We start from the raw sequence: 25,881 nt of genomic DNA on the forward strand, positions 1-25,881 counted from the left end.
GCGACGCGAGTACAACGAGGAGCGACCGAAGAAGGCGCTGGGCGGGCTGACACCTGCCGCCTATGCGAAGCAGTTACAGTGAACCCGGACTCTAAACCGTCCCGCTACTCAAAGCGGGGGGACGTCGTCCGCCCAGCAGATTTTGCTCATGAGCAAAATCGCGACTCTCCCACACATAGCAATCAGCCGCGTCGCCAACCGCCGGTTTGACCTGCGAGACACAGCGACCGAAATTGCCCAGGGAGGATCGTCAACCTGGCTCGAACCGGGCGAAGAGCTGTACCCATCGCTCAACCAACTCGCTATCGACATCGCCAACTCCTTTGGCGAGCAAGACAGCCTTTACGCGCTTGGCAACTTCTACCTTCCAACCAAGCGTGAGTTCGATGCCTTCCCGCTTAGCCCAAGCCTCAACTTGCGGCACGATCGGCTCACTCGTTACCGCCACTTCAGAAAACTGCTGCTCCGGCGCACGGAAAAAGCGGTCGACAGCCTCCACGAAACGGTGATGAGGAACCAAATCCTCTACCTCAGAGCCCTTGAAGCCAACGAATTCGTCTGTGGAGAGGACCTTCTTCTCTTCCCCCGTGTAAAGGCTGCTACTCAGCTCTGCTGCCATCCTGGCGCCCATATGATCACCATCTAACAGGACGACGGGGAGAGTCTCGTCCCGCCCCGTCAAGATCCCAGCGGTGATCCTAAGCGTTTTCGTCCCGCCGGCAGGTGGAAACACGAGCTCGCGACGGGGGGCGATCTTGCCGGCACCGATAAGAAGTGCCTTCATCATCGTCAGATAGTGCTGATCGGACGCTCCCTCCACAACAATCGGAAGGCAACCCAGGAGCAGGCTTTCCGCGACGTTCAAATTGAGCGCCGAGTACACGGCATACGCCGCCCCAGCTTGCGCTGGATCCGCCCCCGACTGCCGCAGGTTCGGCGATGACTCGGTTGAGCCATCCTCAGCAACGTACACCTTCCGCACTCTATCCAGTCGGTCAGGATCGACGAGGAAGGGCGAGTGCGTCGTATAAACAATCTGGTTGGTCTTGGTCAGGCCATCGAAGAAGGCCGACAAATCCCGTTGGGCCAAGGGATGAAGAGAAAGACCGGGTTCATCGAGCAAAAGAATGGCGTTTTCGTGGTCACCTTGGCTTTCGACCAAGAATACGAGGTAGAAGCTCAGGAACCATTGCAGCCCTGTGCTCCGATTCTCAAGTTCAACTTCTTCGGGGCGTCGATCGTCCGAAACCCAGATACGGAAGTGATCACCATCTGCTTCAAAGCGGAAACGGTAATCGCCCTGTTTCCACCAAGACTTGAACTCCTTCGTCAAGGTGGTACCAGCAGACTGCAGCAGAATGGAGCGCTCTCGCTTGCGCTCAGCGATCTTGGCGATCTCGTCCGCAGTGGGCTGTCGATTTTGATTGCTCGGATCTTTGAAGTCGCGGCCAAGCTCAAGGATCTCCTTGGGCTTCAGGCGAACGAAGCTGAATAGCACGCGGAGAGTGCGAGCCTTCGCAGCTTCCTTGGCGCCCAGATCCTTTCTCTCAAGGTTCTGAACCACATGCGGGAGGTAGATCTCCGAGTCCAAGTTGCCATAGTTGGAATAGTAGACAAACTTCGGGAGCGCCTCTAAGACAAGGTCTCGAACCTTGGTGATATCTTCGGGTGCCGGTGCCCTGACCTGGGACAACCATTCGGCGAAAACGTCGATCGTTTGCTGAATTCGAGGAACAATTGTCGACGTCTTAGCCGGCTGGTCCGGCAACAACTTCGTCAGCCGCCCGACAGCGTCATCGAGGTCATCCATAGCCCAATCTCGGCTGATGGAATCGATCAAGGCTCCAACACCGGTAACGACCCCCGCTTTGAGGGATTCCTCGCTTTTGAGCGCGCCAGTTTGCTCAACGGAAGATGCCAAGACGGTCAGCTCGTTCTTGATCTGTGAGGCGGCGATGGTCGTCTTTGGCACGTACTGCGGGAACGAGATGTCGTATCCCCCATCGAAGTACCTGCCAACACGCACGACTTCGAGCTGTGCCGCATCCAGATTCGTGAGCGCCACCAGCTTGTCTCTTAGCGCGCTAGCATCAAAGTCGGCAGTGATGAATAGGTAATCTCCTGGCCTAGCACGCACATCCGCGAACATCGTCTTTGGGTAGTCCGAGGTCGGTTGAATCTCGCCTTCGCGTGCAGGATTTAGCTTCCAAAGTGGAAGCAGCAAGTTGGTTTTCCCGGACTCGTTGACACCAATCAACGCGGCAACATCGCCCGCTTCAATATCGCCACTGTCCTTCACAGAGCGGAAGTTTGTTACTCGGTACTTGATCAACTTCATCCTGTCCCCCTGTTGAAGTTGCTTGCCCTGCACGCAACCGGATCCTGCTAACTCTGATCGAACATCCTATCCTACGACGCGAACAACCAGTTCAGGTCGCACTGCTTAGTAGCCGACAGCCGGCCGCACCACTGAGGGATGCCAACATGCACAACCCACTTCATCCAGGCGGCGTCATTAAGCATGACGTTCTCGAACCATTGCAGTTGTCTGTTTCCGAAGCCGCCCGTCGGCTTGGGGTGCCGTGCGCCTCGCTTTCGCGAGTCATCGACGGCGAGGCGGCGATCACCCCTGACTTGGCATTGCGCCTCGAAAAGGCAGGCGTAAGTACGGCCAGCTCCTGGGTCGCCCTGCAGGCGAACTATGAGAAGGCAGTTACGGCAAGATAAAAGTAAGTGTGTCATACCATGCCCAAACCGTTGCGGTGCAACGGTTCCGGGCGGGTGAGCCTGTTCAAGGTGACGTCAAGCGGCCCTAGAATCCTTGCGCTGCAAGGGATTCCAACGGGAGCGTCTCGTAACCGCCTGATTACGTTAGCCTCCCGCCTCGACAAAATACCGCTCTTTGGGGCCGCCTGTGCGCGACAAACCTCACCCCAGCTTGCGTGCCAAATCCTCCGCCCGAGGGTGGTAATAGCGCGCCACCATGCGCATGTCCCGGTGCCCCGTCACCTTCGCCAACTCGTGCAATTGGAGCTTCTCGGCGAGCCGTGAAGTCGCCTCGTGGCGGAGGTCGTGGAATCGCAGATCGTCTACACCTGCCTTCCCGCAAGCACGATCGAAAGCCTGGGTTACGGAGTCCGCCCGCATCTCGAAAACACGCCCATCCTCCCGCCTTTCGAGGCCGCGGAATATCTCCACGGCGGCGGACGTAAGGGGCACATCACGGGCGTCTCCGTTCTTCGTCTGCTGCAAACGAACGACACGCCTTTCGAGGTCGATGTCCGCCCAACGCAGATCCACAAGCTCGCTCCGGCGCATCGCCGTTTCAACCGCAAGGCCGATCAAAGCGACCAGCGCAGGAGACCGGGAGGAGGCACAGATGGCGTCCAATTCGGCGCCTGTCACTCGCCTGTCGCGGCCGTTCCGGACTGTGGGCTGGCTGATCAATCGGACTGGGTTTATCAGTCCTTCCATGCCCCATTCCTTGCGCGCAACCTCGAACGCATGGGACAGCACCGAGAGCCGTCTACGCACCGTGGCGGGTCGATATCCCTGCTTCTGCCAGGCATCCCGAAGGGCGGCGACATCCTGCGAGCGGATGGAAGCCAATGGGCGCGCAGCCACCCGCTCGTCTTTCAGAGCGGCCAGCACAGACAGCTCCTGCACGCACCCGCGCTTCTGGGCGGTCTTCTCGCTCTCGTAGCGATCGAGCAGCTCGCGCAGTGTCGTGGACTCCGCTTCGCGATTGTCTCGCCAGATTCCGCGTTCGAGCTCGCCCTCTACCTTGCGCGCCCATGCCTCGGCGTCGAAGCGCCGGGCGAACGACTCGGAGAGGATCGGGAAGCCCTTGCGGCGGATCCGGGCCTGCCAGCGGTCGCCGCGTTTGATGATGCTCGCCATCCCTGCCAGTGTCCCCAAATTGTCCCAATCGGACTGGACACTAGCATCGAGCCTAGTTGTATCAATGGCTGCGACGGCTGAAATTTCGCGTTCGCAATGCGAAGGTCGGGAGTTCGATCCTCCTCCACTCCACCACTTGTTTCGACGAAAAAGCCGCCTCGCAAGGGCGGCTTTTTTGTTGCATCTGACGCGCGTACGGCGCCCCCGCCATGCCCCGATCAGGCTTTCGGCTGGAACCCCGGGATGCCGGTGCAGCTTGCGGATCATCTCGATGGCGAGACCGCGTTTGCGGTTCAGGACTTCGTAGACACGGTTGGTGCGACCGATACACGGCACCAGGCCCTTCGGGTGAGCACCGGCCTGATCCATCCGGAACCGGATCGCCGCCACCCAGGACCTGCGCCCTCGTAATCGCGGTACGGCCCCTACGGGTGATCGAAACCTTCCTCGCGCTTGGCTTCGCGATCCGCCTCCCTGGCGTCACGCGTTTCCTTGGCATCGCGCTTTTCCTGGAGCTTGTGATCCAGGCGTGCGACGTCGGCATCGTTGCGGTCGCCGGTGCCGTGACGCTGCTGGGCGGTGGGCTTGGGATTGGGCATGTGACGGCTCCTGCTTGAAGGAACAGTCGCCAGACTACGCATCACGCGCTCACCGTCGCGTGATTCCGCCGTGTTGTCGCGGGCTTAGACCTGGCGCGCGAACACCACGCCATGGGCGGGCAACCGCAGCCGCCCCGCCGCGAAGCTGCCTTCCGGGAGCCCGTGACCGTCGATGGCATGCCAGTGGCCGTCCAGCGCCAGCTCGGCTTCGGACGGGCTTGCGCCCAGATTGAACGCCACCAGGACGGTTTCGTTGCCATGGCGGCGGGTGAAGGCAAGCACGGGCTCGGGCGTGTCGAGGAAGCGGATGTCGCCCCAGCGCAGCGCGGGCTGTTGTCGCCGCCAACGCAGGACACGGCGGAAACCGTGCAGCGCGGAAGCCGGGTCGTCCTCCTGCTGCGCCACGGCCAGCGCGCGATGCTCTTCCGGCACCGGCAGCCACGGCTCGCCGTGGGTGAAACCGGCGTGCGCCTCGTCGTTCCAGGGCATCGGCGTGCGACAGCCGTCGCGTCCCTTGAACTGCGGCCAGAAGGCGATGCCGTAGGGATCCTTCAACGATTCGAACGGTACCTGCGCTTCGGTCAGGCCCAGTTCCTCACCCTGGTAGATGCACACCGACCCGCGCAACGAACAGACCAGTGCCGTAAAGAGATTGGCGAGCGCCGCGGTCGGCCGTGCCCTGCCCCAGCGGCTGAGCACGCGCTCGACGTCGTGGTTGGAGATCGCCCAGCACGGCCAGCCTTCGCGCATCTGCGCTTCCAGCTGCTGCACCGTGCCGCGGATGTGGGCGGCGCTGAAATCGTCGGTGAGCAGCTCGAAGCTGTAGCCCATGTGCAAGCGGCCGGCTTCGGTGTACTCGGCCATCGTCGCCAGCGAGTCCTCGGACGAGATCTCGCCAAGCGCCACCGTGCCTGGGTAGCGATCGAGCAGCGCGCGCAACTCGGCCAGGAAGGCGAGATTCTCCGGCTGCGTGTTGTTGTACCAGTGGTACTGGAAGGCGTACGGGTTGTCCGGGCTGAAGCCGCGACCGACGCGCTGATCCTTGGGTTTGGGCGGGTTGTCGCGCAGTTGCGCGTCGTGGAAGCAGAAGTTGATCGCGTCCAGGCGCAGGCCGTCGACACCGCGCTCCAGCCAGAAGCGCACGCAGTCGAGGATGGCGGCGCGCACGTCCGGGTTATGGAAATTGAGGTCCGGCTGTGACGCCAGGAAGTTGTGCAGGAAATACTGCCCGCGCCGCGGCTCCCACTGCCAGGCGCCACCGCCGAAGATCGAAAGCCAGTTGTTCGGCGGCGTGCCGTCGTCGTTCGCGTCGGCCCAGACGTACCAGTCGGCCTTGGGGTTGTCGCGGCTGGCGCGGCTTTCCTGAAACCAGGCGTGGTCGACCGAGGTGTGGCTCAGCACCTGGTCGATCATCACGCGGAGCCCTAAGCCGTGCGCCTTGGCCAGCAGGCGATCGAAATCCTCCAGCGTGCCGAACATCGGATCGACGTCGCAGTAGTCGGCGATGTCGTAGCCGTAGTCGGCCATCGGCGACTTGAAGAACGGCGAGATCCAGATCGCATCGACGCCAAGGCTGGCCACATAGTCGAGCTTTTCGATGATGCCCGGCAGATCGCCCACGCCGTCGCCGTTGGTATCTAGGAAGCTGCGCGGATAGATCTGGTAGGTGACGGCGCCGCGCCACCAGGGTGCATCACTCATTACGGATCCCTGTTCCTTTTCCACGCCGCGCAAGGGCGCGCGACGCAGCGTGGCCGGCAGCTTAGCGGCTCCCTGTGCGACTACCGCCGAATGTGCATACGTATTCATGACGGTCGGTCATCGCATCGCAGCAAAACCCCCGCCAGGGCGTTCGCAAGCGGGCCGGGCCTTTGCGGCTCAACGAATGTCGCCACACCGCCAGCGTCCGCGCGCGCACCACGCCTGGCGCGGTTTTCGATGCAGAGCACAACAATGAATACGTATGCATATAGCTGTGCGCTCTACGGGGGGCGACCTACCATGCCCGTCGCGCCGGTTCGCCAGGCAGGCACCGGTCCACAGAAAGACACGCATCGGTACAGATGCCTACTACAGAACGACTCGAAGTCCGGGGGAGAGAATGGTGATAGTCAAACGCAATGTGCTTGCCTTGGCGCTGGCATCCGCGCTGTGCGCCGGCACCGCCGCCCATGCGGCCAACGTGCAGGACACCGGCGACCAGGCCACCCAGTCTGCCGACAACAGCACGCAGACGGCCAAACAGAAGAAGTCCAAGGTCCAGGCCACGGAACTCACCGGCGTCACCGTCACCGGCTTCCGCAAGAGCGTGGAAACCTCGATCGACGTCAAGCGCGATGCCGACACCATCAAGGAAGTCGTGACGGCTGCCGACATCGGCGGCCTGCCCGACGTTTCGATCTCCGACGCGCTGACCCGCCTGCCGGGTGTCGCGGCCGAGCGCATCGATGGGGAGTCGAGCGCGATCAACATCCGCGGCCTCTCCGGCGATTTCGTCGAGACGACGCTGGACGGCCGCGAGCAGGCCGCCACCAGCGGCAGCCGCGTGACCCAGTTCGACCAGTATCCGTCGGAGCTGATCAGCCAGGCGGCGATCTACAAGTCGCCCAAGGCTTCGCTGATCGAAGGCGGCGTCGCCGGCACGGTGGAGATGCAGACCGCCAATCCGCTGGACAACGCCAAGCAGTATTCCGGCCTGCTCAACGTGCGCGGCAGCTATAACGACCGTGCCAACGAGACCGAAGGCGCCAACGCCCGCGGCTACCGCGTCAGCGCCTCGTTCCAGGGCAAGTTCCTGCACGACACGCTGGGCCTGGCCGCCGGCTTCGCCTCGCTCTACCAGCCGCACGTGGCCGACCAGTTCAACGGCCTGGCCTACAACGGCAGCAAGGACGTCAACGGCGACGGCACCAACGAGTACACCAGCGAAGGTTTCGAGTTGCAGCAGAACGGCGGCATGCTCCGCCGCAATGGCTACATGGCCGTGCTGCAGTGGCGTCCGTCCGACAGCTTCGAACTGAAGGCCGATGGTTTCTATTCCAAGTTCGATACCAGCAGCAGCGGCCGCGGCTTCCGCGTCAAGACGCTCTCCGACGGTACCTTCACCAATCCGGTGATCCTGCCCAACGGAGCGGTCACCGGCGGCACCGTGTCGCAGAATGGCGACCCCTACTTCGTCGTGCAGACCACCAACGACGACAACTCGCTGAAGAACAGCGTGCTGTCCGGCGGCTTGAACGCGAAGTGGATGCTCGGCGGCTGGACCATCAGCTCCGACGTCTCCTACTCGCATGCCAAAAGCGACTTCAACAACGGCGTCTCCTGGGGCCTGCTCTACGACGACATGAGCGCGGCCAACCCGGTGGCGGCCAACGACGAGGTGGTCGATTACCACCTGAACGGCATGCAGCCGGGCACCGTCGGCTTCAACCACGACTACACCGACCTCTCGCGCATGGGCCTGGGCAAGGTGGGCGTGTATCCGTACGTCTATGACGACGAGAGCAAGGCTTTCCGCACCGACGTGCGCTACGACTTCGTCGACAATGGCTTCCTGTCGGCGCTGGAGATGGGCGTGCGTTACTCGCGCCGTACCTACAACGCCGACCGCAGCGCGTTCGAGTACGGCAATGACTTTGGCCAGTACCCAGCCGGGCAGCCGCCGCTGGCGCTCGATCCGTCGAACGCGCACAAGGTCTGCTTCGAGGGCAACCTTTCCTCGTTCCCGTGCTTCCTGTCGATCAACACGCTGGCCGTGCTTGCCGCCAACGGCGTGACGCCGACGCCGACCAAGAACTGGAATGCCAACTGGACGATGATCCAGAGCGCCGAGGTCGACGAGCACGTCTCCTCCGGCTACGTGATGGCCGACATCGACACCAACGTGGCCAACCACAGCCTCACCGGCAACGTCGGCGTGCGCGTGGTGCACACCTCGCAGTACTCCAACGGCCTGCAGCAGATCGGCAGTGGCCAGGGCGAGCCGATCACCGACGAGCTGGGCGTAACCAGCCTCGACTACATCCACGTACGCCGTGGCAAGTCCTACACCGACTACCTGCCCTCGCTGAACCTCAACTGGCACTTCGACGAGTCCAACCAGTTGCGCTTCGCCGCCGCCAAGGTGATGTCGCGTCCGCCGCTCAACAAGCTGCTGACCGGCTCCGGCTCGTGGATCGACGGCAACACCTACAACATGTGGGGCAACACCAGTCCGTTCCTCGATCCGTTCTACGCCAAGCAGTACGACCTGTCGTTCGAGCATTACTCGCCCGATTCGACCGGCGCGTTCGCGGCGGCGGTGTTCTTCAAGCACATCGACTCGTTCATCGAGGACTACACGATCAATCCGTACGACTTCGCGGGCAACGGCATCCAGGTGCCGATCAATCCGGCGACGGGCCAGCCTTACGAGAACGGCCAGTACCAGACGGCGGTGAACAACGACAAGGGCGGCTTCGTGCGCGGCATCGAGCTGTCGTACTCGCGCGTGTTCAACTTCCTGCCGGGCGCCTGGTCGGGCCTGGGCTTCACCGGCAGCTACTCGTACTCGCAAAGCCAGGTCACCTCGACCTCGACCCTCAGTGGCGCGCCGCAGACGATGGGCCTGCCGGGCCTGTCGCCGCGCGTGATCAACGGCACGCTCTTCTACGGCAACCAGGGCTTCGACACGCGCCTGTCGGTTCGCCACCGCAGCGCCTTCGTCTCCAACCAGATGGCCATCGATACGCAGATCGTGTACTACGCGCCGGAGACGGTGGTCGACTACCAGGCCTCCTACGCGTTCAAGAACGGCCTGAGCGTGCTGTTCCAGGTGAACAACCTGACCGACGAGCCCACCCGTACCTACTTCGGCAACGAAGCGCAGACGGGCACGCTGCAGTGGTTCGGCCGCCAATACCTGGTCGGCTTCACCTACGCGCTGTAAGCCTCGCGCCGGGCATGCACCTCCCCGCCCGCCCGGCGCGTCTTTCTCCCCGGACCCGCGCGACCTGGCGGGTCCTTTTTTTTGCAAACGGGAGTCCTGCATGAAGCCGAAGCGATGCGTCCTCCGTCTCGCAGCCCTTTGCCTGGGCCTGCTTTGCGGCGCCGGCAACCTGCATGCCGCCGCGCCATCGGACATCTTGGCGCAGCCGGCCGCGCGCAGCGGCGTGTGGTACGAAATCTTCGTGCGCGCCTGGTACGACACCGACGGCGACGGGATCGGCGATCTCAATGGCGTCACCGCCAAGCTCGACTACCTCAAATCGCTTGGCGTCGATGGCATATGGCTGATGCCGATCAACCCTTCGCCGAGTTACCACGGCTATGACGTCACCGACTATCGCCAGATCCATCCGCAATACGGGACGCTCGCCGATTTCCATCGATTGATCGAGGCAGCGCACGCGCGCGGCATCCGCGTGATCATGGACCTGGTGGTCAACCACACCAGCGACCGGCATCCGTGGTTCCTCGCCGCCGGTGATCCGTCCGACCCGCACCATGCCTGGTACACCTGGGCCGGGCCGCATGCCGAACTGGCGGCCACCAGCGCCACCGGCGGACCGGCGTGGCACGCGTTGGGCAAGCAGCACTACCTGGGCACGTTCACCGGCGACATGCCGGACCTCGACTTCGACACGCCGGCCGTGCGAGAGGCGATCGACGACATCGGCCGCTACTGGCTCGCCCAGGGCGCCGACGGCTTCCGCCTGGATGCGGCCCAGCACGTGTACTACGACTTGGCCACGCAGACGGACGATCCCGCGGTCCTGCGCAAGAATCTTCATTGGTGGACGTCTTTCCACCAGGCGATGAAGCAGGCCGACCCGGATGTCTACCTGATTGGCGAAGTCACGCGGGAGCAGCCGGGCGAGCTAAAACCCTGGTTCGGCCCGCTGGATGCGGTGTTCGACTTCCCGCTGGCCAGCCAGCTTGTCGCCAGCGCGCGCGAGGAACGCCCGGGTCCGCTGGATGCCTTGCTCAGGCGCATCGTCCGCGCCATCCCGACCGGTCAGGACGCGCCCTTTCTTTCCAACCACGATCAGGAACGGGTGATGAGCCAGTTGGACGGCAACGCGCAGCACATGCGCACGGCCGCCGCGATGCTGCTCACCCTGCCCGGCGAGCCGTTCATCTATTACGGGGAAGAACTCGGCATGCGTGGCCGCAAGCCGGACCCGGACCTGCGCGAGCCGATGCGTTGGCACCGCGAGGCTCACGGTCCGGGCGAAAGCCGCTGGAAGCGATTCAGCGCCGGCGATGGTCCCGCGGTCTCGGTGGATGCACAGCAGGACGACGCGCATTCGCTGCTTGCGTGGTACCGCATGCTGATCGCATGGCGCAGCACGTTGCCCGTGCTGCGCCAGGGCAAGCTGAGCGTCCCAGCCGTGTCCGACTCGCACGTGGCGGTCTGGCAGCTTGCCGACGCTGGCGACGACGTGTTGGTCGTTCACAACCTTTCCGGCCAGCCACAGACACTGAAACTCGACGGCCCGCTCGCACGCTTCACCCAGGTGCGCCTGGCCAGCCTGCCGGACGCCCGCATCGATGCCGCCACATTGCAGTTGCCCGCCTACACCTCGGTCGTACTCCAGTGAGCTCCATCCCCGGACCGTGGCGCCGACCGGCGTCCACAACGTACGAAGACGCTTTCCCTCGTACGGATGAGTCCGTTTTTCCACGCACCCGACGCTGCCCGGGATCGTGCGCCGCACCATCGGAAAACCGCGCCATGTCACGAATGAATACGTATGCAAACGGGTGTCCCGACGCGCGCACTGGCCCCTACTATGGGCCCGGCCCCGGTCGCCTGCACGCGCTCTTCACAAAGCTCAAGCGCGCGTCGACGGGGCCGATCACGTTGTTTGTTGTCGGAGTATTGCTGGTGTCCCCTTCTTCCGCTGCTGCATCGCTTTCCCAGGCCCGGGCGCACGCTGCGCTGGCCAGGCCCGCTGCCATTACCCCGGCCGCGCCGGGGTTCGACATTCCGCTGGGTGCCGATACGGTGCGTGTCGAACTGACGACGCCCGACACGCTGCACGTGCAGTTCCGCAAGGCTGGGCACGCAGCGGCGCCGACGATCGTTATCGATCCCGGCCTGCAGGCGGCCAGCCGCCCGAGCGCAGAGGTTTCCCACGATGCAAACGGCGCCCGGCTGCACTCCGCGCAGTTGGAGGCCGTATGGGACAAGGAACATGGCGAACTGCGCATCGGCGTCCCGGGCCAGGCCCCGCTGCTGCGCCAGTTCGCGCTTCCGTCGCTGGGCCAGGGCCGCCTGAGCCTGATCCACGCCAAGGGCGAGCCGATGTACGGCATCGGCGGCTTCGACGCCACCGAGCCGGCCACCGCCGGCCTGCTGCGCGATGGCTACCGTCCGGTCACGGCCGGTGAGCAGGGCCACGCCGGCGCACCGTTCGTCTGGACCACCGCGGGCTACGGCGTGCTGATCGACGGAGTCGGCGGCCAGATCGCGCTGGGCGACACACGCATCGACGCGCGCATGTTCGACGGCGGCCTGGACTACTACGTCTTCCTCGGCAACCCGCACGCGATCTTCGGCGCGATGGCGCAGGTCAGCGGCCGCAGCCCGCTGTTTCCCAAGTGGGCGATGGGCTTCACCAACAGCCAATGGGGCATCGATCAGAAAGAGCTGCTGGACATCGTCCAGGGCTACCGTTCGCGCCACATCCCGCTGGACAACTTCACCCTCGACTTCGACTGGAAGGCCTGGGGCGAGGACCACTACGGCGAATTCCGCTGGAACGAGGAGAAGTTTCCCGACGGCGACAGCGGCAGGCTCAAGACGCTGCTCGACGCCCAGGGCGTGCACCTGACCGGCATCATGAAGCCGCGCATCCATGTCGACACCGTCGAGGGAAGCGAGGCTACCGAGCACGGCTACTGGCTGGCGCAGAGCGACCCGGCGCCGGACTACTTCTCGCACCAGACCGTGCGGGAGATCGATTTCGCCGATCCGGCCGCGCGCGCCTGGTTCTTCAACAAGGCGCTCAAGCATTCATTCGAGACTGGCATGGTCGGCTGGTGGAACGACGAAGCCGACGATGTCGCCGTCGACCTGCAGCACATGGACATGCAGCGCGCGCTCTATGACGGCCAGCGCGCCCTGTCCGACCTGCGCGTGTGGTCGCTCAACCGCAACTTCTACCTGGGCGCGCAGCGCTACGCCTACGGGCTGTGGTCGGGCGACATCCTCACTGGCTTCGCCTCCATGGCCGGCCAGCGCCAACGCATGCTGAGCGCCATCAATGTGGGTGCCATGCAGTGGGGCATGGACGGTGGCGGCTTCAAGAAGGGTCCGCCGACGCCGGAAAACTACGCACGCTGGATTCAGTTCGGCGCCTTCACGCCGGTGTTCCGCGTGCACGGCGATTTCAACCAGAAGCGCCAGCCGTGGGTCTACGGTCCGGTGGCCGAGAAGGCCGCGACCGATGCGATCCGCCTGCGCCAGTCGCTGGTTCCCTACATCTACAGCTACGAGCACCAGCGTCGTGCCACCGGCGTGGGCCTGGTCCGGCCGCTGCTGTTCGACTGGCCCAACGACGCGAACGTGCGCAACGACATCGACGCCTGGCTGTTCGGCGACAGTCTGCTGGTCTCGCCGGTGGTCGAGCAGGGCCAGACGACCAAGCCGGTCTACCTCCCCGCGGGCGAGTGGATCGACTGGTTCAGCGGCAAGCACTATGCCGGTGGCCAGACCATCGAGCACGCGGCGGACGCCGAGCACTGGAGCGACATCCCGCTGTACATCCGCGATGGCGCGATCATCCCGGTCGCGCCGGTGATGGACTTCGTCGGCCAGCATCCGCTTACCGAGCTGGCGGTGGAACTGTTCCCGGCGGCCCGAGCCACCCGCTTCGATTACTACGACGACGACGGCAAGACCTACGGTTACGAACAGGGTGACTACTTCCTGCAGTCGATGCAGCTCGAAGCACACGAAGGCAGCGTCGCTTTCGCGATCGCCTCGCCACAGGGCAGCTATCGGCCGGCGTTGACGTCCTGGCTGCTGAAGTTCCACGGCGCACCCGCGCAGGCGGTGCGCAGCAACGGCCGTGCACTGGAAGCCTTCGCCAGCATCGATGCCATGCGCGCCTCGGCCGACGATGGCTGGGCCGTCGGCGAAGATCGCTTCGGGCCGGTGACCTGGGTACGCGTGGCCGCCGGCAAGGGCCAGACCGTCACGCTTGACGTGGTGAAGTAAGCCGCCTGACGCTGGGTGGGCCGTGTCCGCACGGCCCTGTCACCTGGGCGCCTGTGTGCCATAGCGCCAAAGCACGTCCATGCCTGCCGGGAGCCTCCCTACCCATGTTGAGCCTTTTGCTGATGGCCTCGATGGCAGCCGCGCCGAACCTTCCCGAACCGGCGTGGCACGACGGGTTGGACTGGCACGGCGTGCACGTGTCGATGCAACGCGGGACCGGCGGCGCCTACCTGCTCGAATGGCCGAGCGGCCAGCGCGTGATTCCCTCGCCGCCGCTCAAGGCCGCCACCGGCAGCGTGTTGTTCGACGGTCTGTACGCGATGGCGCAGGAGGACCTCAAACAGGATTCGGTCGACGCCATCCGCGACGGCGCCTTCGACCACGGCCAGCCGATCCCCTGTCTTTGCTTCGAGACCGGCGAGAAGTGGCACTACGTGTGGACGCGCGACCTGGCCTACGCGATCGACCTGGGGTTGTGGCGGTTCGATCCGGCGCGCTCGCGCAACGGGCTTGAGTTCAAGCTCTCCGAGGTACGTGTGCCCTCCGCGCCGCAGGGCCTGTACGTGATGCAGGACACCGGCTCGGGCGGAAGCTGGCCGATCAGCACCGACCGCATCGTGTGGTTCCTGGGCGCCCGGCACCTGCTGGACGATGCCCGGTTTGCGGCCAAGGTGCGCCAGGCACTGGGCGACACGCTGGCCCAGGATCGTCAGTACGCGTTCGACCCGGCCTTCGGACTCTATCGCGGCGAAACCTCGTTCCTGGACTGGCGCCAGCAGACCTATCCCGCCTGGACGGCCGATGAGGTGGTGTTCATTGCGCAGTCGTTCGCGCTTTCCACCAACGTCCTGCACTACCTGGCGCTCGAGCTGGCGGCCGATCTGGCCGACCGGCACGGCAACCCGCACGCGGCCGACTACCGCGCGCAGGCCACGGCGCTGAAGGCGGCGATCAACGCGCACTTCTGGCGTGCCGACCGCGGCCTCTACATGAGCTACCTCGGCGGCGACGGCCAGCCGGTCGAGGCTTACGACCTGCTTGGCCTGTCGCTGGCCATCACCAGCGGTGTCGCCGATCCGGCGCGCGCGCGCCAGGCGTTGGCGAACTATCCGACCTGGGCCTCGGGCAGCCCGGTGATCTGGCCCGAGCGCGCCGACCAGCCGATCTACCACAACCGTGCGATCTGGCCTTTCGTCACCGCCTACGCGCTGCGCGCGGCACGGGCAGTCGACGACCCGGCGCACATCGCGCACGAGATCCGTTCGGTCATCCGCGGCGCGGCGCTCGCCGGCTCCAACATGGAGAACTACGAGCTGCTGACCCAGGGCATCCACCTCGACGACGGCGCCCTCAGCGGCCCGGTGGTCAACTCGCCGCGGCAACTCTGGTCGGTGGCGGGTTTTCTCGACGTCGCGATCGAGGGCGTTTTCGGCTTGACCGGCGATGGCCGCGTGGAACCCAAGCTGCCGGTGTCGCTGGTCCCGACGCTGTTCGGCGACGCCGACCACATCGACCTGCAGTTGCGCGACCGCCGCATCACCTTGCGCCGCCCGCCCGCGCTGGACGGCAACCTGCTGGTAGCGGCCTCCTCACGTCAGGAAGCGGACCACACGGTGGTGACGCTCAAAGCCATCAAGGTGCCCGAGCAACCACTGCGTACCGACACGCCGCTGTACGCGCCCGCCACGCCGGCCCCGCCCACGGTCCAGGCCGATGGCGATCACTGGCGCGTGCGCAGCCCGGGCAAGGGCGTGCTCTACGTCAACGGACGCCGGCATGGCGCGATCGACGGCAGCGCGACGCTCGCACGGAGCGACTCGCTGCAATGCATCCGTGTCACCCGGGTCGACGACCAGGGCATCGAGTCGTTGCCCAGTCCCGAGGCGTGCGTGGGCGATCGCGCAACGGTCGCCGGTGCCTGGCCGCGCCACTGGACCGCCCCGGCCAGCGGTCGCTATCGCGCCATGCTGGACTACGCCAATACCCACGGCCCGATCAACACCGGCATCACCGCCGCGGTGAAGTGGCTGGTGGTCGATTGCGGCGACGGCAGCGTGCAGCGCCTGCCGCTGGTGATGCCGCACAGCGTCCGCCTGCAGCACTCCACCTGGGCCGACTTCACCGCGAAGGCCGGCGCACGCTGCCGCTTCAGCCTGGAGGACGGCTTCAACATGAGCTACCTGCGCCAGAACGCCCACTACACCGGTGGCGCGGGTGGTGATGCGGGACCGCTCAACGACGCCGATGTCGGTGATTTGCTGATCGCCCCGCTTTGACCACGCAACCTTGTAGGAGCGCCCTTGGGCGCGACCCGGATATCGCGGTCGCGCCCAAGGGCGCTCCTACGGAACACCCACGCCACGGAACGCCCGGATGACCAACAAACCCGCCCTGTCCTTCTGGCAGATCTGGAACATGTGTTTCGGCTTCCTGGGCATCCAGTTCGGCTTCGCCCTGCAGAACGCCAACGTCAGCCGCATCTTCCAGACCCTGGGCGCGGACGTGGCCGACATCCCGATCCTGTGGGTGGCCGCTCCGCTGACGGGTCTGATCGTGCAGCCGATCGTCGGACACCTGTCCGACCACACCTGGAACCGGCTGGGCCGGCGCCGCCCCTATTTCCTGGTTGGCGCGGTGCTGACCACGGTGGCGCTCTTGTGGATGCCCAACGCGCCGTCGCTCTGGATCGCCGCCGGGCTGCTGTGGATCATGGACGCCTCGATCAACGTGTCGATGGAACCGTTCCGCGCCTTCGTCGGCGATCAGTTGCCGCCACGCCAACGGCCGCTCGGCTATGCGATGCAGAGCTTCTTCATCGGCGTCGGTGCCGTGGTCGCCTCCGCCCTGCCCTGGCTGCTGGCCAGAGCCGGCGTGGCCAATGTCGCACCTGCCGGCGGCGTGCCCGACACGGTGAAATACGCCTTCTATGCCGGCGGCGTCGTGCTGCTCGGCGCGGTCCTCTGGACGATCGTCACGAGCCCGGAATATCCGCCACAGCAACTGCGTGAACAGGCCGACGAGACACCCGCCGACACACCGGCCGACACCTCCGGCGCATGGCGCCTGGGCGCGCTGTTGCTGGCGCTGGGCGCCGCGCTGCTGTTCGCCATTGCCCACTTCGGACTGGAGAAGGAGCTGTACCTGCTGGGCGGCGGCCTGGCCGTGTTCGGGCTGCTGTTCGTCTGGGTTGCCTTCACCCGCAGCCGCGGCATGCCGCAGCAGGTGATGAGCGATCTGTACGGCATGCCCGCCCCGATGCGCCGGCTGGCCTGGGTGCAGTTCTTTTCGTGGTTCGCGCTGTTCGCAATGTGGATCTACACCACCCAGGGCGTGGCACAGAGCTTCTTCGGCAGCACGGATACCGCCAGCGCGGCGTACAACGAAGGGGCCAACTGGGCCGGCGTGCTGTTTGCGGTCTACAACGGCGTGACCGTACCGGCCGCCCTGCTGATCCCGTGGATGGTGCGTCGCTGGGGCCTGCGCATCAGCCACCTGGTCAACCTGTGCCTGGGCGGCGCCGGCCTGCTGTCGTTCGTGGTGCTGCACGACGCGCGCTGGCTCATCGCCTCCATGGTCGGCGTGGGTTTCGCCTGGGCTTCAATCTTGTCGCTGCCCTACGCGCTGCTGTCGGACAACCTGCCGGCCGCCAAGATGGGCGTGTACATGGGCATCTTCAATTTCTTCATCGTGATCCCGCAGCTGCTGGCCGCCAGCGTGCTGGGGCTGCTGCTCAAGACGTTCTTCCATGGCCAGCCGATCTGGGCGCTGGCGCTGGGCGGCGCCAGCCTGGTCGTCGCCGGCATCTGCACGCTGCGCGTGCGCGAACCCGATCTTGCGCCCGTCGCCCAGGCCGCATAGGCAAGCCACCGGATTCCCCTCAAGGACGCAACATGAAACCCACGACCGTCATGGCCGCCCTGGCGCTGGCTCTCGGCGCCAGCATCGCCCACGCAGACAACGCGCCGCGCGAGTTCTACGGCACCGACGCGCCGTTCGCCGCCAACGCGATCTACTTCGTGATGACCGACCGCTTCGTCGACGGCGACCGGTCCAACGACCATCGCGACCAGGGCGGCGCGCACCGCACCTTCGACATCCCGGTGCCGGGCGCCCCCAAGGGCCAGAGTGCCAACATCGGCTACCTGGGCGGCGACTTCAAGGGCGTGCTGGACAACGCCGACTACATCCGCGACATGGGCTTCGGCGCGGTGTGGATCACGCCGATCGTGGACAACCCCGACCAGGCGTTCACCGGCGGCGACCCGGTGAGCTGGGGCTCGAAATTCACCGACCGCGGCAAGACCGGTTTCCACGGCTACTGGGGCATCAACTTCTACCAGCTCGACGAACACCTGCCGAGCAAGGACCTGGACTTCGCACAGTTCACCGCCGGCATGCACAAGGCCGGCCTGAAGGTCGTGCAGGACATCGTGCTCAACCACGGCTCGCCGGCGTTCACCATGCCGGTGCGCCAGCCGCAGTTCGGGCAGATCTTCGACGCGCACGGCAGGCTCATTGCCGACGAGCAGAACCTGCCGCCCTGGCAGCTCGACCCACGCCACAACCCGCTGCACCGCTTCTACCACGCGTACGAGGACCTGGCGCAGCTGTCCAACAACGACGAGTCCGACCCGGCGGTGCTGGACTACTTCAGCGGCGCGTACCTGAAGTGGATCGGCCAGGGCGCGGATGCGTTCCGCATCGACACCATCAGCCACATGTCGACCGCGTTCTGGCGCCAGTTCTCCGCGCGCATCCGCGCGAAGCACCCCGGCTTCTTCATGTACGGCGAGGCATTCGACTACAGCCCGGACAACATCGGCAAGTACACCTGGGCCAGGAACGGCGGCATCAGCCTGCTCGACTTCCCGCAGCAGGGCGCGATCAAGGCGGTGTTCGAGCACTCCGGTAGCGACTACGCGCTGCTGCAGTCGAAGCTCTACCTGACCAACGGCCCGTACGCCAACCCGTACGAGCTGGTCACCTTCTACGACAACCACGACATGGCGCGCATGGATGCCAGCGACCGTGGCTTCATCGACGCCAACAACTGGTTGTTCACCACCCGCGGCATCCCGGCGGTCTACTACGGCTCGGAAACGGGCTTCGAGCGAGGGCGTGCAGAACACGAGGGCAATCGCAACTATTACGGCCAGGCGCGCATCGACGCGGCGGGCAAGAGCCCGATCTACCGCCAGCTCAAGCGCATCGCCAACCTGCGTGAACGCACGCCGGCCCTGCAGCGCGGGCTGATGCTGGTCGAACACATGGGCGGCGATCAGGCGGCGTTCTATCGCGTCTACCAGAAAGACGGCCTGCACCAGATCGCGCTGGTGTTGCTCAACAAGGGCGACAAGACCGCGCGGTTCCATGTGACCAGGTACCTGCAGCCGGGCCGCTGGCAGGCGGCGCTGGGTGGCGCAGCAGTCGACGTGGCGGCGGGCGGCGCGCTGGGCGCGAGCGTGGAGCCACACGACGTGTCGGTGTATCTGCTCGACGCCCCGGCCACCCGCCCCGACCTCGTCGCCGAGCTGACCCGCCTGATGCGCGATAAGAGCCATCCGGATGAATGACTGCCTTGTAGGGTGGGCTTCAGCCCACCGCCCGTCGACGTACCGTGCGCGGTGGGCTGAAGCCCACCCTACGCGGTTCCAGGCGGCTTGGTGGTTCGCCCTGCTCCTGCTGCTTCCCTGCGCGGCACGCGCGCAGACGCAGAGGCTCGAGCTGGAGAGCCCGGCCTTCGCGCCCGAGCGCATCCACGTCGCGGTCTACCTCCCGCCCGGCTATGCGGACTCGACCGGCCGGTATCCGGTGCTGTACGCCAACGATGGCCAGGACATGCAGGCGGTGGGGCTGCAGCCGACGCTCACAACGTTGTACGACGAACACGCGATCGAGCCCGTCATCGTCGTCGCCATCGACATGCTGCAGGACCGTGCCAGCGGCTATGGGCTTTCCGATCGCCAGCGCGGGCAGAGCGTGGTCGGCAAATCGAGGATCGGCGCGATCGGCCTGAGGGCTGCCGACTACTCATCGTGGGTTGCCACCGCGTTGGTGCCGTACATCGACGCGCACTACCGCACCCGCGCCGACGCCCGTCAGCGCACGGTGATGGGCTGGTCGCTCGGCGCGCTCAACGCGTTCAACCTGGGCTGGGAATATCCGGACGTGTTCGGCCAGGTCGGCGCCATGTCGCCCTCGTTCTGGCTGGCGGGCGATCGCAGCGACGCAGCGACCGTGCAACGTACCCGGCTGGCGCAGGCAATGGTCGATCGCGGTCCGCGGCGTGAAGGGCTGAAGTTCTGGTTCGCGGCGGGAACGGTCGAAGAGACGAACGATCGCGACCACGATGGCGTGATCGACGTGATCGACGATCTGCAAGATCTGGTCGATGGCTATCGCGGCGAGGGCGTGAAGCACGGGGGCTTGCGCCAGCTCGGCTACGCCACCACCGCTCCGGATGCCGACGTGACGGTGTTCCTGCTGCCTGGCGGCCACCACCAGCAGGCCTCGTGGGCGAAGATGCTGCCCGTATTCCTGCGCTGGGCGTTCCCACCGCGCCGATGACCTTCCCTATAGGAGCGCCCTTGGGCGCGACGGGAGTGTCCCGGTCGCGCCCAAGGGCGCTCCTACAGGGAGATGCGAATTACCTGGGCCGCACGCTCGACTGGCGCACCATCAGCTTCACCGGCAGCATCACGCTCTCGGCCGGCTCGCCGCGGACCATCATCAGCAGGTTCTCGACCAATACCTCGCCCGCACTGCGCGTGTCCTGCAGCACGGTGGTGAGCGGCGGGCTGGCGAAGCGCGCCATCGGAATGTCATCGAAGCCGGCGACCGGCACGTCGGCCGGCACCTTGTAGCCGCGCTCGGCCAGCGCACTCATCGCGCCGATGGCGATCAGGTCGCTGGCGGCGAACACCGCGTCGAACGGCACATCGCGCGCGAGCAACTCGGACATGGCCGTATGGCCGCACAGTTGCGTGCTTTCGGCGTCCACCTGCAAGGCGTCGTCAACCTCCAACCCAGCCTCCTGCAGCGCGTCGGCATAGCCGCGGTAGCGCTCGAAAAATTCCGGATAGTGGCTGGAGGCATCACCAAGGAACGCAATCCGCCGACAGCCCTGTTCGGTGAAGTGCCGCGCGATCGCCTGGCCGCCGCTGAAGTTGTCGCAGCCGACCGACACGCCCGGCTGGTCGGGCTGCACCGCGCCCCAGCGCACGAAGCGCGTGCCGATCTCCACCAGCTTTTCCAGTCGCGCGCGATAGGCCAGGTAATCGCCGTAGCCGAGCAGGATGATGCCGTCGGCTTTCTTGCTGTCGGCGTAGTCGGCATGCCAGTCATTGGAGAACTGCTGGAACGACACTAGCAGGTCGTAACCCTGCCGCGCGCAGGCCCGGGTGATCGAGCCGAGCATCGAGAGAAAGAACGGGTTGATGTTCGAACCGTCGGTAGTAGGGTCCTCGAACAGCAGCAACGCCAGCGTGCCCGAATGCTGCAGGCGCAGGTTGGAGGCGTTCTTGTCGACCTTGTAGTTGAGCTGCTCCGCCGCCGCACGGATGCGCTCGCGGGTTTCCTCGCTGACCAGCGGACTGCCACGCAGGGCGCGCGATACCGTGGCCTGGGATACCCCCGCCAGATGGGCGATGTCGATCGACGTCGCTTTGGCCTTGCTCACTGCGGCGAACCTCTGGTCCTGGCGGCTCGCACAACATTACCATCGGCCCGTCGCGGCGTGCCGGCGCCCATGCATACGTATTCAGCCGGACGCCGAACGCGGCAGCAGCCAGACTCGCACCAGATGTATTCCTGGGGACCTTCGGGGGAAGCACACATGAGTACGCGGGAGACGCCAGTGGACCTGGCACTGGAACAACGGGCCACGGCCCGCATCGTGCTGATTGCCGCCGCGGCGGCGCTCGGCGGCTTCCTGTTCGGTTTCGACACCGCCGTGATCAACGGCGCGGTGGAAGCGATCCGTGGCGGTTTCGCACTGGATGCAGCCCGGATCGGCCTGGCCGTGTCCTGCGCCCTGCTCGGCTCTGCTGCCGGTGCCTGGTACGCAGGCACACTGGCCGACCGCCTGGGCCGCGTGCGCACCATGCAGGTCGCGGCACTGCTGTTGGCGGCCAGCGCGATCGGCTCGGGCCTGGTCACCGGCATGTGGGACCTGATCCTGTGGCGCGTCGTCGGCGGCGTCGGCGTGGGCATGGCATCGGTGATCGCGCCGACCTATATCGCCGAGGTTTCCCCGGCGCACGTGCGCGGGCGGCTCGGCTCGTTGCAGCAACTGGCGATCGTGCTCGGCATCTTCGCCGCGTTGCTCAGCGACGCATGGCTGGCTGCCACGGCCGGCGGCGCCTCGGCGAAACTCTGGTTCGGGTTGGAAGCCTGGCGCTGGATGTTCCTGGTGGCCGTGGTGCCGGCGCTGGTCTACGGCGCGCTGGTGCTCGGCGTGCCCGAGTCGCCGCGCCACCTGGTCGCGCGCGGGCGGTTGGCCGAGGCGCGCGAGGTACTGCGCAGGGTGCTGGCCATGCGCAGCGACGCCGCGCTGGACTACAAGCTGGGCGAGATCGAGCGCAGCCTGAAGATGGAGTACCGCCCGCGCCTGCGCGACCTGCGCGGCTCGCGACTGGGCCTGCTGCCGGTGGTATGGGTCGGCATCCTGCTGTCGGTGTTCCAGCAGTTCGTCGGCATCAACGTGATCTTCTATTACTCCTCCGCGCTGTGGCATTCGGTGGGTTTCAGCGAGGCGGACTCGTTCTCGATCACGGTGATCACTTCGATCGTCAACGTGCTGGTGACGCTGGTGGCCATCGCGCTGGTCGACAAGCTCGGCCGCAAGCCGCTGCTGGCGATCGGCTCGGCCGGCATGACCGTCACCCTGGCGCTGATGGCCTGGTGCTTTTCGCAGTCGGTCGGTACGGGTGCAAGCCTCACCCTGCCCGCGCCCTGGAACATGGTCGCGCTGGTGGCCGCGAACGCCTACGTGGTGTTCTTCGGGTTGAGCTGGGGGCCAATGGTGTGGGTGCTGCTGGGCGAGATGTTCCCCAACCGCATCCGCGCGGTGGCGCTGGCGGTGGCGGCCGCCGCGCAGTGGCTGGCGAACTTCCTGATCACCTCGACCTTTCCTGCGCTGGCCGAGGCGGGGTTGAGCTTCGCCTACGGCCTGTACGCCGCCTTCGCGCTGATCTCGCTGCTGTTCGTGGTGTTCGCGGTGCGCGAGACCAAGGGCATGGAGCTGGAAGACATGCCCGGCTGAGCGCAAGCTTCCTGTAGGAGCGCACCCTGTGCGCGACCGCCATCTCCCCGGTCGCGCACAGGGTGCGCTCCTACAGCTATTTCGGCAGGGCGTAAGCGATCAGCGAGTCGCCGATCTTGGTGCCCAGCGAGCGGTGGCCTCCCGCCATCACCACCACGTACTGCCGCCCGGTGCGCTCGGACACGTAGGTCATCGGTGTCGCCTGGCCACCGGCCGGGAGGCGCGCCTGCCACAGCTTTTTGCCGGTGCGCACGTCGTAGGCGCGCAGGTAGGAGTCCAGCGTGCCGCTCAGGAACGCCACGCCGCCGGCGGTGACCATCGGCCCGCCCAGGCTCGGCACGCCCAGCGGTAGCGGGATGCCAAACGGCGCCTGGTCCTCGATGGTGCCGTTCTTGTGCATCCAGACCTTCTTCATGGTGGTCAGGTCCACCGCGGCCAGGTAGCCCCACGGCGGCGCCTGGCACGGCACGCCGACGGGCGACAGCAGCGGGTGCAGGTCGACGGCAAACGGCGTGCCCTTCATCGCCTGCAGGCCGTATTCGCTGCCGTCGCCCTTCATCTCCTTCGCTTCCTCGCGCGGGTACAGCTTCGAGACGAAAGCCATGTAGCTCGGATTGAGGATGGCCACCTGGCGTACCGGGTCGATGGCGATGCCACCCCAGTCGAAGATGCCGTAGTCGCCCGGATAGATCAGCGAGCCCTGCACGGAAGGCGGGGTAAAAATGCCGTCGTAGCGGTACTTGCGGAAGGTGATGCGGCAGATCAGCTGGTCGTAGGGCGTGGTGCCCCACATATCGGCCTCGCGCAGCCGCCGTTCGGGCATGAACGTGAGCGCGGAGAACGGCTGGGTCGGCGAAACGTGGTCGCCGGGCGCGGCGCCCTGCGGCACCGGTTGCTCGGGTGCGGGGACAAGCGGATGACCGTCGCGACGGTCCAGCACATAGATGTCACCGCGCTTGGTCGAGGCCACCAGCGCCGGCACCCTGCCCGCCGGCGTATCCAGGTCGACCAGCGTCGGTTGGCCACCGATGTCCATGTCCCACAGGTCGTGGTGAACGGTCTGGTAGACCCAGCGCACCTGGCCGGTGGCGATGTCCAGCGCGACGATGGAACTGCTGTACTGCTCGCCCTGCGGGTCGCGCCGGCCGCCCCAGATGTCCGGCGTCTGGTTGCCCATTGGCAGGTAGACCAGGCCCAGCTTCTCGTCGACGCTGAACACGCTCCACGCATTGGGGGAGTTGCGGATGTACGTCTGCCCCGGCGGCAGCGGCTGGGTCTGGTGCGGCTCGGACGGGTCCCAGTTCCACAGCAGGCGACCGCTGTCGATGTCATAACCGCGGATCACGCCCGAGGGCTCGTCGGTGGACGCGTTATCGGTGACGCTGGCGCCCACGATCAGTACGTGGCGGGTGACCGTCGGCGGCGAGGTCGGGTTGAGGTAGCCCGGCTTCTTCATCGGCTGGTCGTGGTACAGGCCGATCGTGCCGTTGTCGCCGAAGTCGCGGCACGGCTGGCCGTTGTCGGCGTTGATCGCCACGATGGTGGCGTCCGCGGTGGGCGCGAAAATGCGCCGCGGGCAGGTGTCGACCTTGATCGCGGTCGGCGCCACGGCGCCCGGCGGTGTCGGCGCGGAAGCCGCGGCTGCCAGTGCACTGTCCGCCGGAAGACCCATCGCCGCGGACTGCGCGGCGTAGGCGCCGGAGTCGTAGTAGGCCAGGCCGCGGCAGATCATGTGCTGGTAGTTCTTCGCGTCGCGGTTGATCTTCGGGTCGAACCGCCAGATCTCGCGGCCGGTGTCGGGGTTGAGCGCGATGACGATGTTGTGCGGCGTGCACAGGTAGAGCATGCCGTTGGCCTTGAGCGGCGTAACCTCGTTGGCGATCTCCTTCGGATCGCCGGGGCCGGGGAAATCACCGGTATGGAAGGTCCAGGCCACCTTGAGCTGGTCGACGTTCGTCGGTGTGATCTGCGCGGCCGGCGAGTAGCGGTCGCCGTAGCCGGAATGGCCGTAGGCGATCCAGTCACCAGGTCGGGTGAAGGGCGCCGGCGCGGTGCCCGCGGCATGCATGCGGGCGGCGGCGACCTCGCCCGGGTGGTCGTGTGGCGAGCGGAACAGCGAGACCACGCCCACGATCAGCGCGATCACCACGGCAACGCCGATGGCCCAGCGCCCGCCTCGCAGCGAGCCGTCAGGCACGGCACGATGCGCGGCGTCGACGGGTCCCAGCCGGCGGTTGACGAACGGCAGCCAGAGCCACAACGCCAGGATGAACCACACGTCCAGCCGTGGCAGCAGTTGCCACCAGTCCAGCCGCACCTCGACCACCGCCCACACCGTGCTGGCGACCAACACCAGCGCATACAGCCATAACGCCAGCGTGCGCCCGAGCGCCAGCAGCGCGCCGGTGGCCACCAGGCCCAGTCCGGCGAGCAGGTAGTACCAGGAACCGCCGAGTGCCATCAGCCAGATGCCGCCAGCGGCGAGCGCAAGCCCGAGCAGGATGAAGACGACGCCGGTAACGAGCAGCAGCGGGCCGGAACGCGACAGGCGGGTCAAGGCCTTTCTCCCTGGGACGCGGCCGGTGCCGCAAAGAAGCCCCGGTATAGCACCGGCCTCGCCTAGGGTTTGTTGACGCAAGAAAAAGGCCGGCAATGCCGGCCTTGAATTGGCGCCCCCGATACGATTCGAACGTACGACCTTCCCCTTAGGAGGGGGACGCTCTATCCAACTGAGCTACGGGGGCGAGGCGCGGATTTTGGCATGGATGGGCCAGTGGCGCGATTGCTTGACAGATCGCGCTCCGTTTTCCCCATCCGCCTGTCGCACCTTTCCCCGCTAGCGGGGGAAGGCTCCGCCCTGCCACATCACTGCACTCCGTCCCGCAGGCAAGGCAAGGCTCCAGCTTCCGTATCAC

15 protein-coding genes and 1 tRNA gene are annotated in these 25,881 nt (G+C 65.9%); 9 read left to right on the forward strand and 7 right to left on the reverse strand.

The genetic code is table 11. The annotated features are described in order from the left end of the window. Positions 1–250: 250 nt before the first annotated feature. Positions 251–2,338: an AAA family ATPase gene (locus tag ACFWZ3_RS16810; RefSeq protein WP_439708827.1), complete on the reverse strand. Its 2,088-nt coding sequence runs from the start codon at positions 2,336–2,338 to the stop codon at positions 251–253. A gap of 146 nt (positions 2,339–2,484) precedes the next feature. Here ACFWZ3_RS16810 and ACFWZ3_RS16815 point away from each other — a divergent pair, with 146 nt between their 5' ends. Continuing rightward, entirely contained in the window at positions 2,485–2,727 is a 243-nt protein-coding gene (locus tag ACFWZ3_RS16815; protein ID WP_439708828.1) for a HigA family addiction module antitoxin, read from the forward strand. A 201-nt stretch (positions 2,728–2,928) separates the two neighbouring features. Here ACFWZ3_RS16815 and ACFWZ3_RS16820 read toward each other — a convergent pair whose 3' ends face one another. The 3 genes from ACFWZ3_RS16820 to ACFWZ3_RS16830 form a co-directional block, all read right to left on the reverse strand. Then, the gene (locus ACFWZ3_RS16820; protein ID WP_439708829.1) at positions 2,929–4,269 is read right to left on the reverse strand and encodes a tyrosine-type recombinase/integrase; all 1,341 of its coding nucleotides are present in this window, start codon (positions 4,267–4,269) and stop codon (positions 2,929–2,931) included. A 56-nt stretch (positions 4,270–4,325) separates the two neighbouring features. After that, positions 4,326–4,499, reverse strand: a complete 174-nt coding sequence (locus ACFWZ3_RS16825) for a hypothetical protein (protein WP_439708830.1) — start codon at positions 4,497–4,499, stop codon at positions 4,326–4,328. An 84-nt stretch (positions 4,500–4,583) separates the two neighbouring features. Further along, complete coding sequence (locus tag ACFWZ3_RS16830) at positions 4,584–6,200, reverse strand: alpha-glucosidase family protein (protein ID WP_439708831.1); 1,617 nt, start codon at positions 6,198–6,200, stop codon at positions 4,584–4,586. A 430-nt stretch (positions 6,201–6,630) separates the two neighbouring features. On the opposite strand from ACFWZ3_RS16830, the gene ACFWZ3_RS16835 reads away from it, so the two are divergent. The 7 genes from ACFWZ3_RS16835 (at position 6,631) to ACFWZ3_RS16865 (ending at position 20,271) form a co-directional block, all read left to right on the forward strand. Further along, positions 6,631–9,426, forward strand: a complete 2,796-nt coding sequence (locus tag ACFWZ3_RS16835) for a TonB-dependent receptor (RefSeq protein ID WP_439708832.1) — start codon at positions 6,631–6,633, stop codon at positions 9,424–9,426. A 100-nt stretch (positions 9,427–9,526) separates the two neighbouring features. Then, positions 9,527–11,080, forward strand: coding sequence for an alpha-amylase family glycosyl hydrolase (locus ACFWZ3_RS16840; protein ID WP_439708833.1), 1,554 nt, complete (start codon positions 9,527–9,529; stop codon positions 11,078–11,080). Between the two features lie 287 nt (positions 11,081–11,367). Then, on the forward strand, positions 11,368–13,704 hold the full coding sequence (locus ACFWZ3_RS16845) for a glycoside hydrolase family 31 protein (RefSeq protein WP_439708834.1): 2,337 nt from the start codon (positions 11,368–11,370) through the stop codon (positions 13,702–13,704). 104 nt (positions 13,705–13,808) lie between these two features. Continuing rightward, on the forward strand, positions 13,809–15,980 hold the full coding sequence (locus ACFWZ3_RS16850) for an MGH1-like glycoside hydrolase domain-containing protein (RefSeq protein WP_439708835.1): 2,172 nt from the start codon (positions 13,809–13,811) through the stop codon (positions 15,978–15,980). 97 nt (positions 15,981–16,077) lie between these two features. Beyond that, positions 16,078–17,562 (forward strand): MFS transporter, encoded by a 1,485-nt coding sequence (locus ACFWZ3_RS16855; RefSeq protein WP_439708836.1) that lies wholly within the window; start codon positions 16,078–16,080, stop codon positions 17,560–17,562. A 32-nt stretch (positions 17,563–17,594) separates the two neighbouring features. Then, on the forward strand, positions 17,595–19,277 hold the full coding sequence (locus tag ACFWZ3_RS16860; protein WP_439708837.1) for an alpha-amylase family glycosyl hydrolase: 1,683 nt from the start codon (positions 17,595–17,597) through the stop codon (positions 19,275–19,277). Then, complete coding sequence (locus tag ACFWZ3_RS16865; protein WP_439708838.1) at positions 19,270–20,271, forward strand: alpha/beta hydrolase; 1,002 nt, start codon at positions 19,270–19,272, stop codon at positions 20,269–20,271. Before ACFWZ3_RS16860 ends, ACFWZ3_RS16865 begins: the two co-directional genes overlap by 8 nt. A gap of 79 nt (positions 20,272–20,350) precedes the next feature. Here ACFWZ3_RS16865 and ACFWZ3_RS16870 read toward each other — a convergent pair whose 3' ends face one another. After that, positions 20,351–21,382 carry a LacI family DNA-binding transcriptional regulator gene (locus tag ACFWZ3_RS16870; RefSeq protein ID WP_439708839.1) on the reverse strand — a complete coding sequence of 344 codons (1,032 nt, stop codon included), beginning with the start codon at positions 21,380–21,382 and terminating at the stop codon, positions 20,351–20,353. A 156-nt stretch (positions 21,383–21,538) separates the two neighbouring features. On the opposite strand from ACFWZ3_RS16870, the gene ACFWZ3_RS16875 reads away from it, so the two are divergent. Next, on the forward strand, positions 21,539–22,966 hold the full coding sequence (locus ACFWZ3_RS16875) for a sugar porter family MFS transporter (protein ID WP_439708840.1): 1,428 nt from the start codon (positions 21,539–21,541) through the stop codon (positions 22,964–22,966). Between the two features lie 76 nt (positions 22,967–23,042). Here ACFWZ3_RS16875 and ACFWZ3_RS16880 read toward each other — a convergent pair whose 3' ends face one another. Together ACFWZ3_RS16880 and ACFWZ3_RS16885 are read right to left on the reverse strand one after the other, a co-directional pair. Beyond that, entirely contained in the window at positions 23,043–25,523 is a 2,481-nt protein-coding gene (locus ACFWZ3_RS16880; protein WP_439708841.1) for a glucose/quinate/shikimate family membrane-bound PQQ-dependent dehydrogenase, read from the reverse strand. Between the two features lie 110 nt (positions 25,524–25,633). Continuing rightward, positions 25,634–25,710, reverse strand: a tRNA-Arg gene (locus ACFWZ3_RS16885). Positions 25,711–25,881: the final 171 nt, after the last annotated feature.

Source organism: Frateuria sp. GZRR35, from assembly GCF_051900415.1.
Classification (GTDB): domain Bacteria; phylum Pseudomonadota; class Gammaproteobacteria; order Xanthomonadales; family Rhodanobacteraceae; genus Frateuria_A.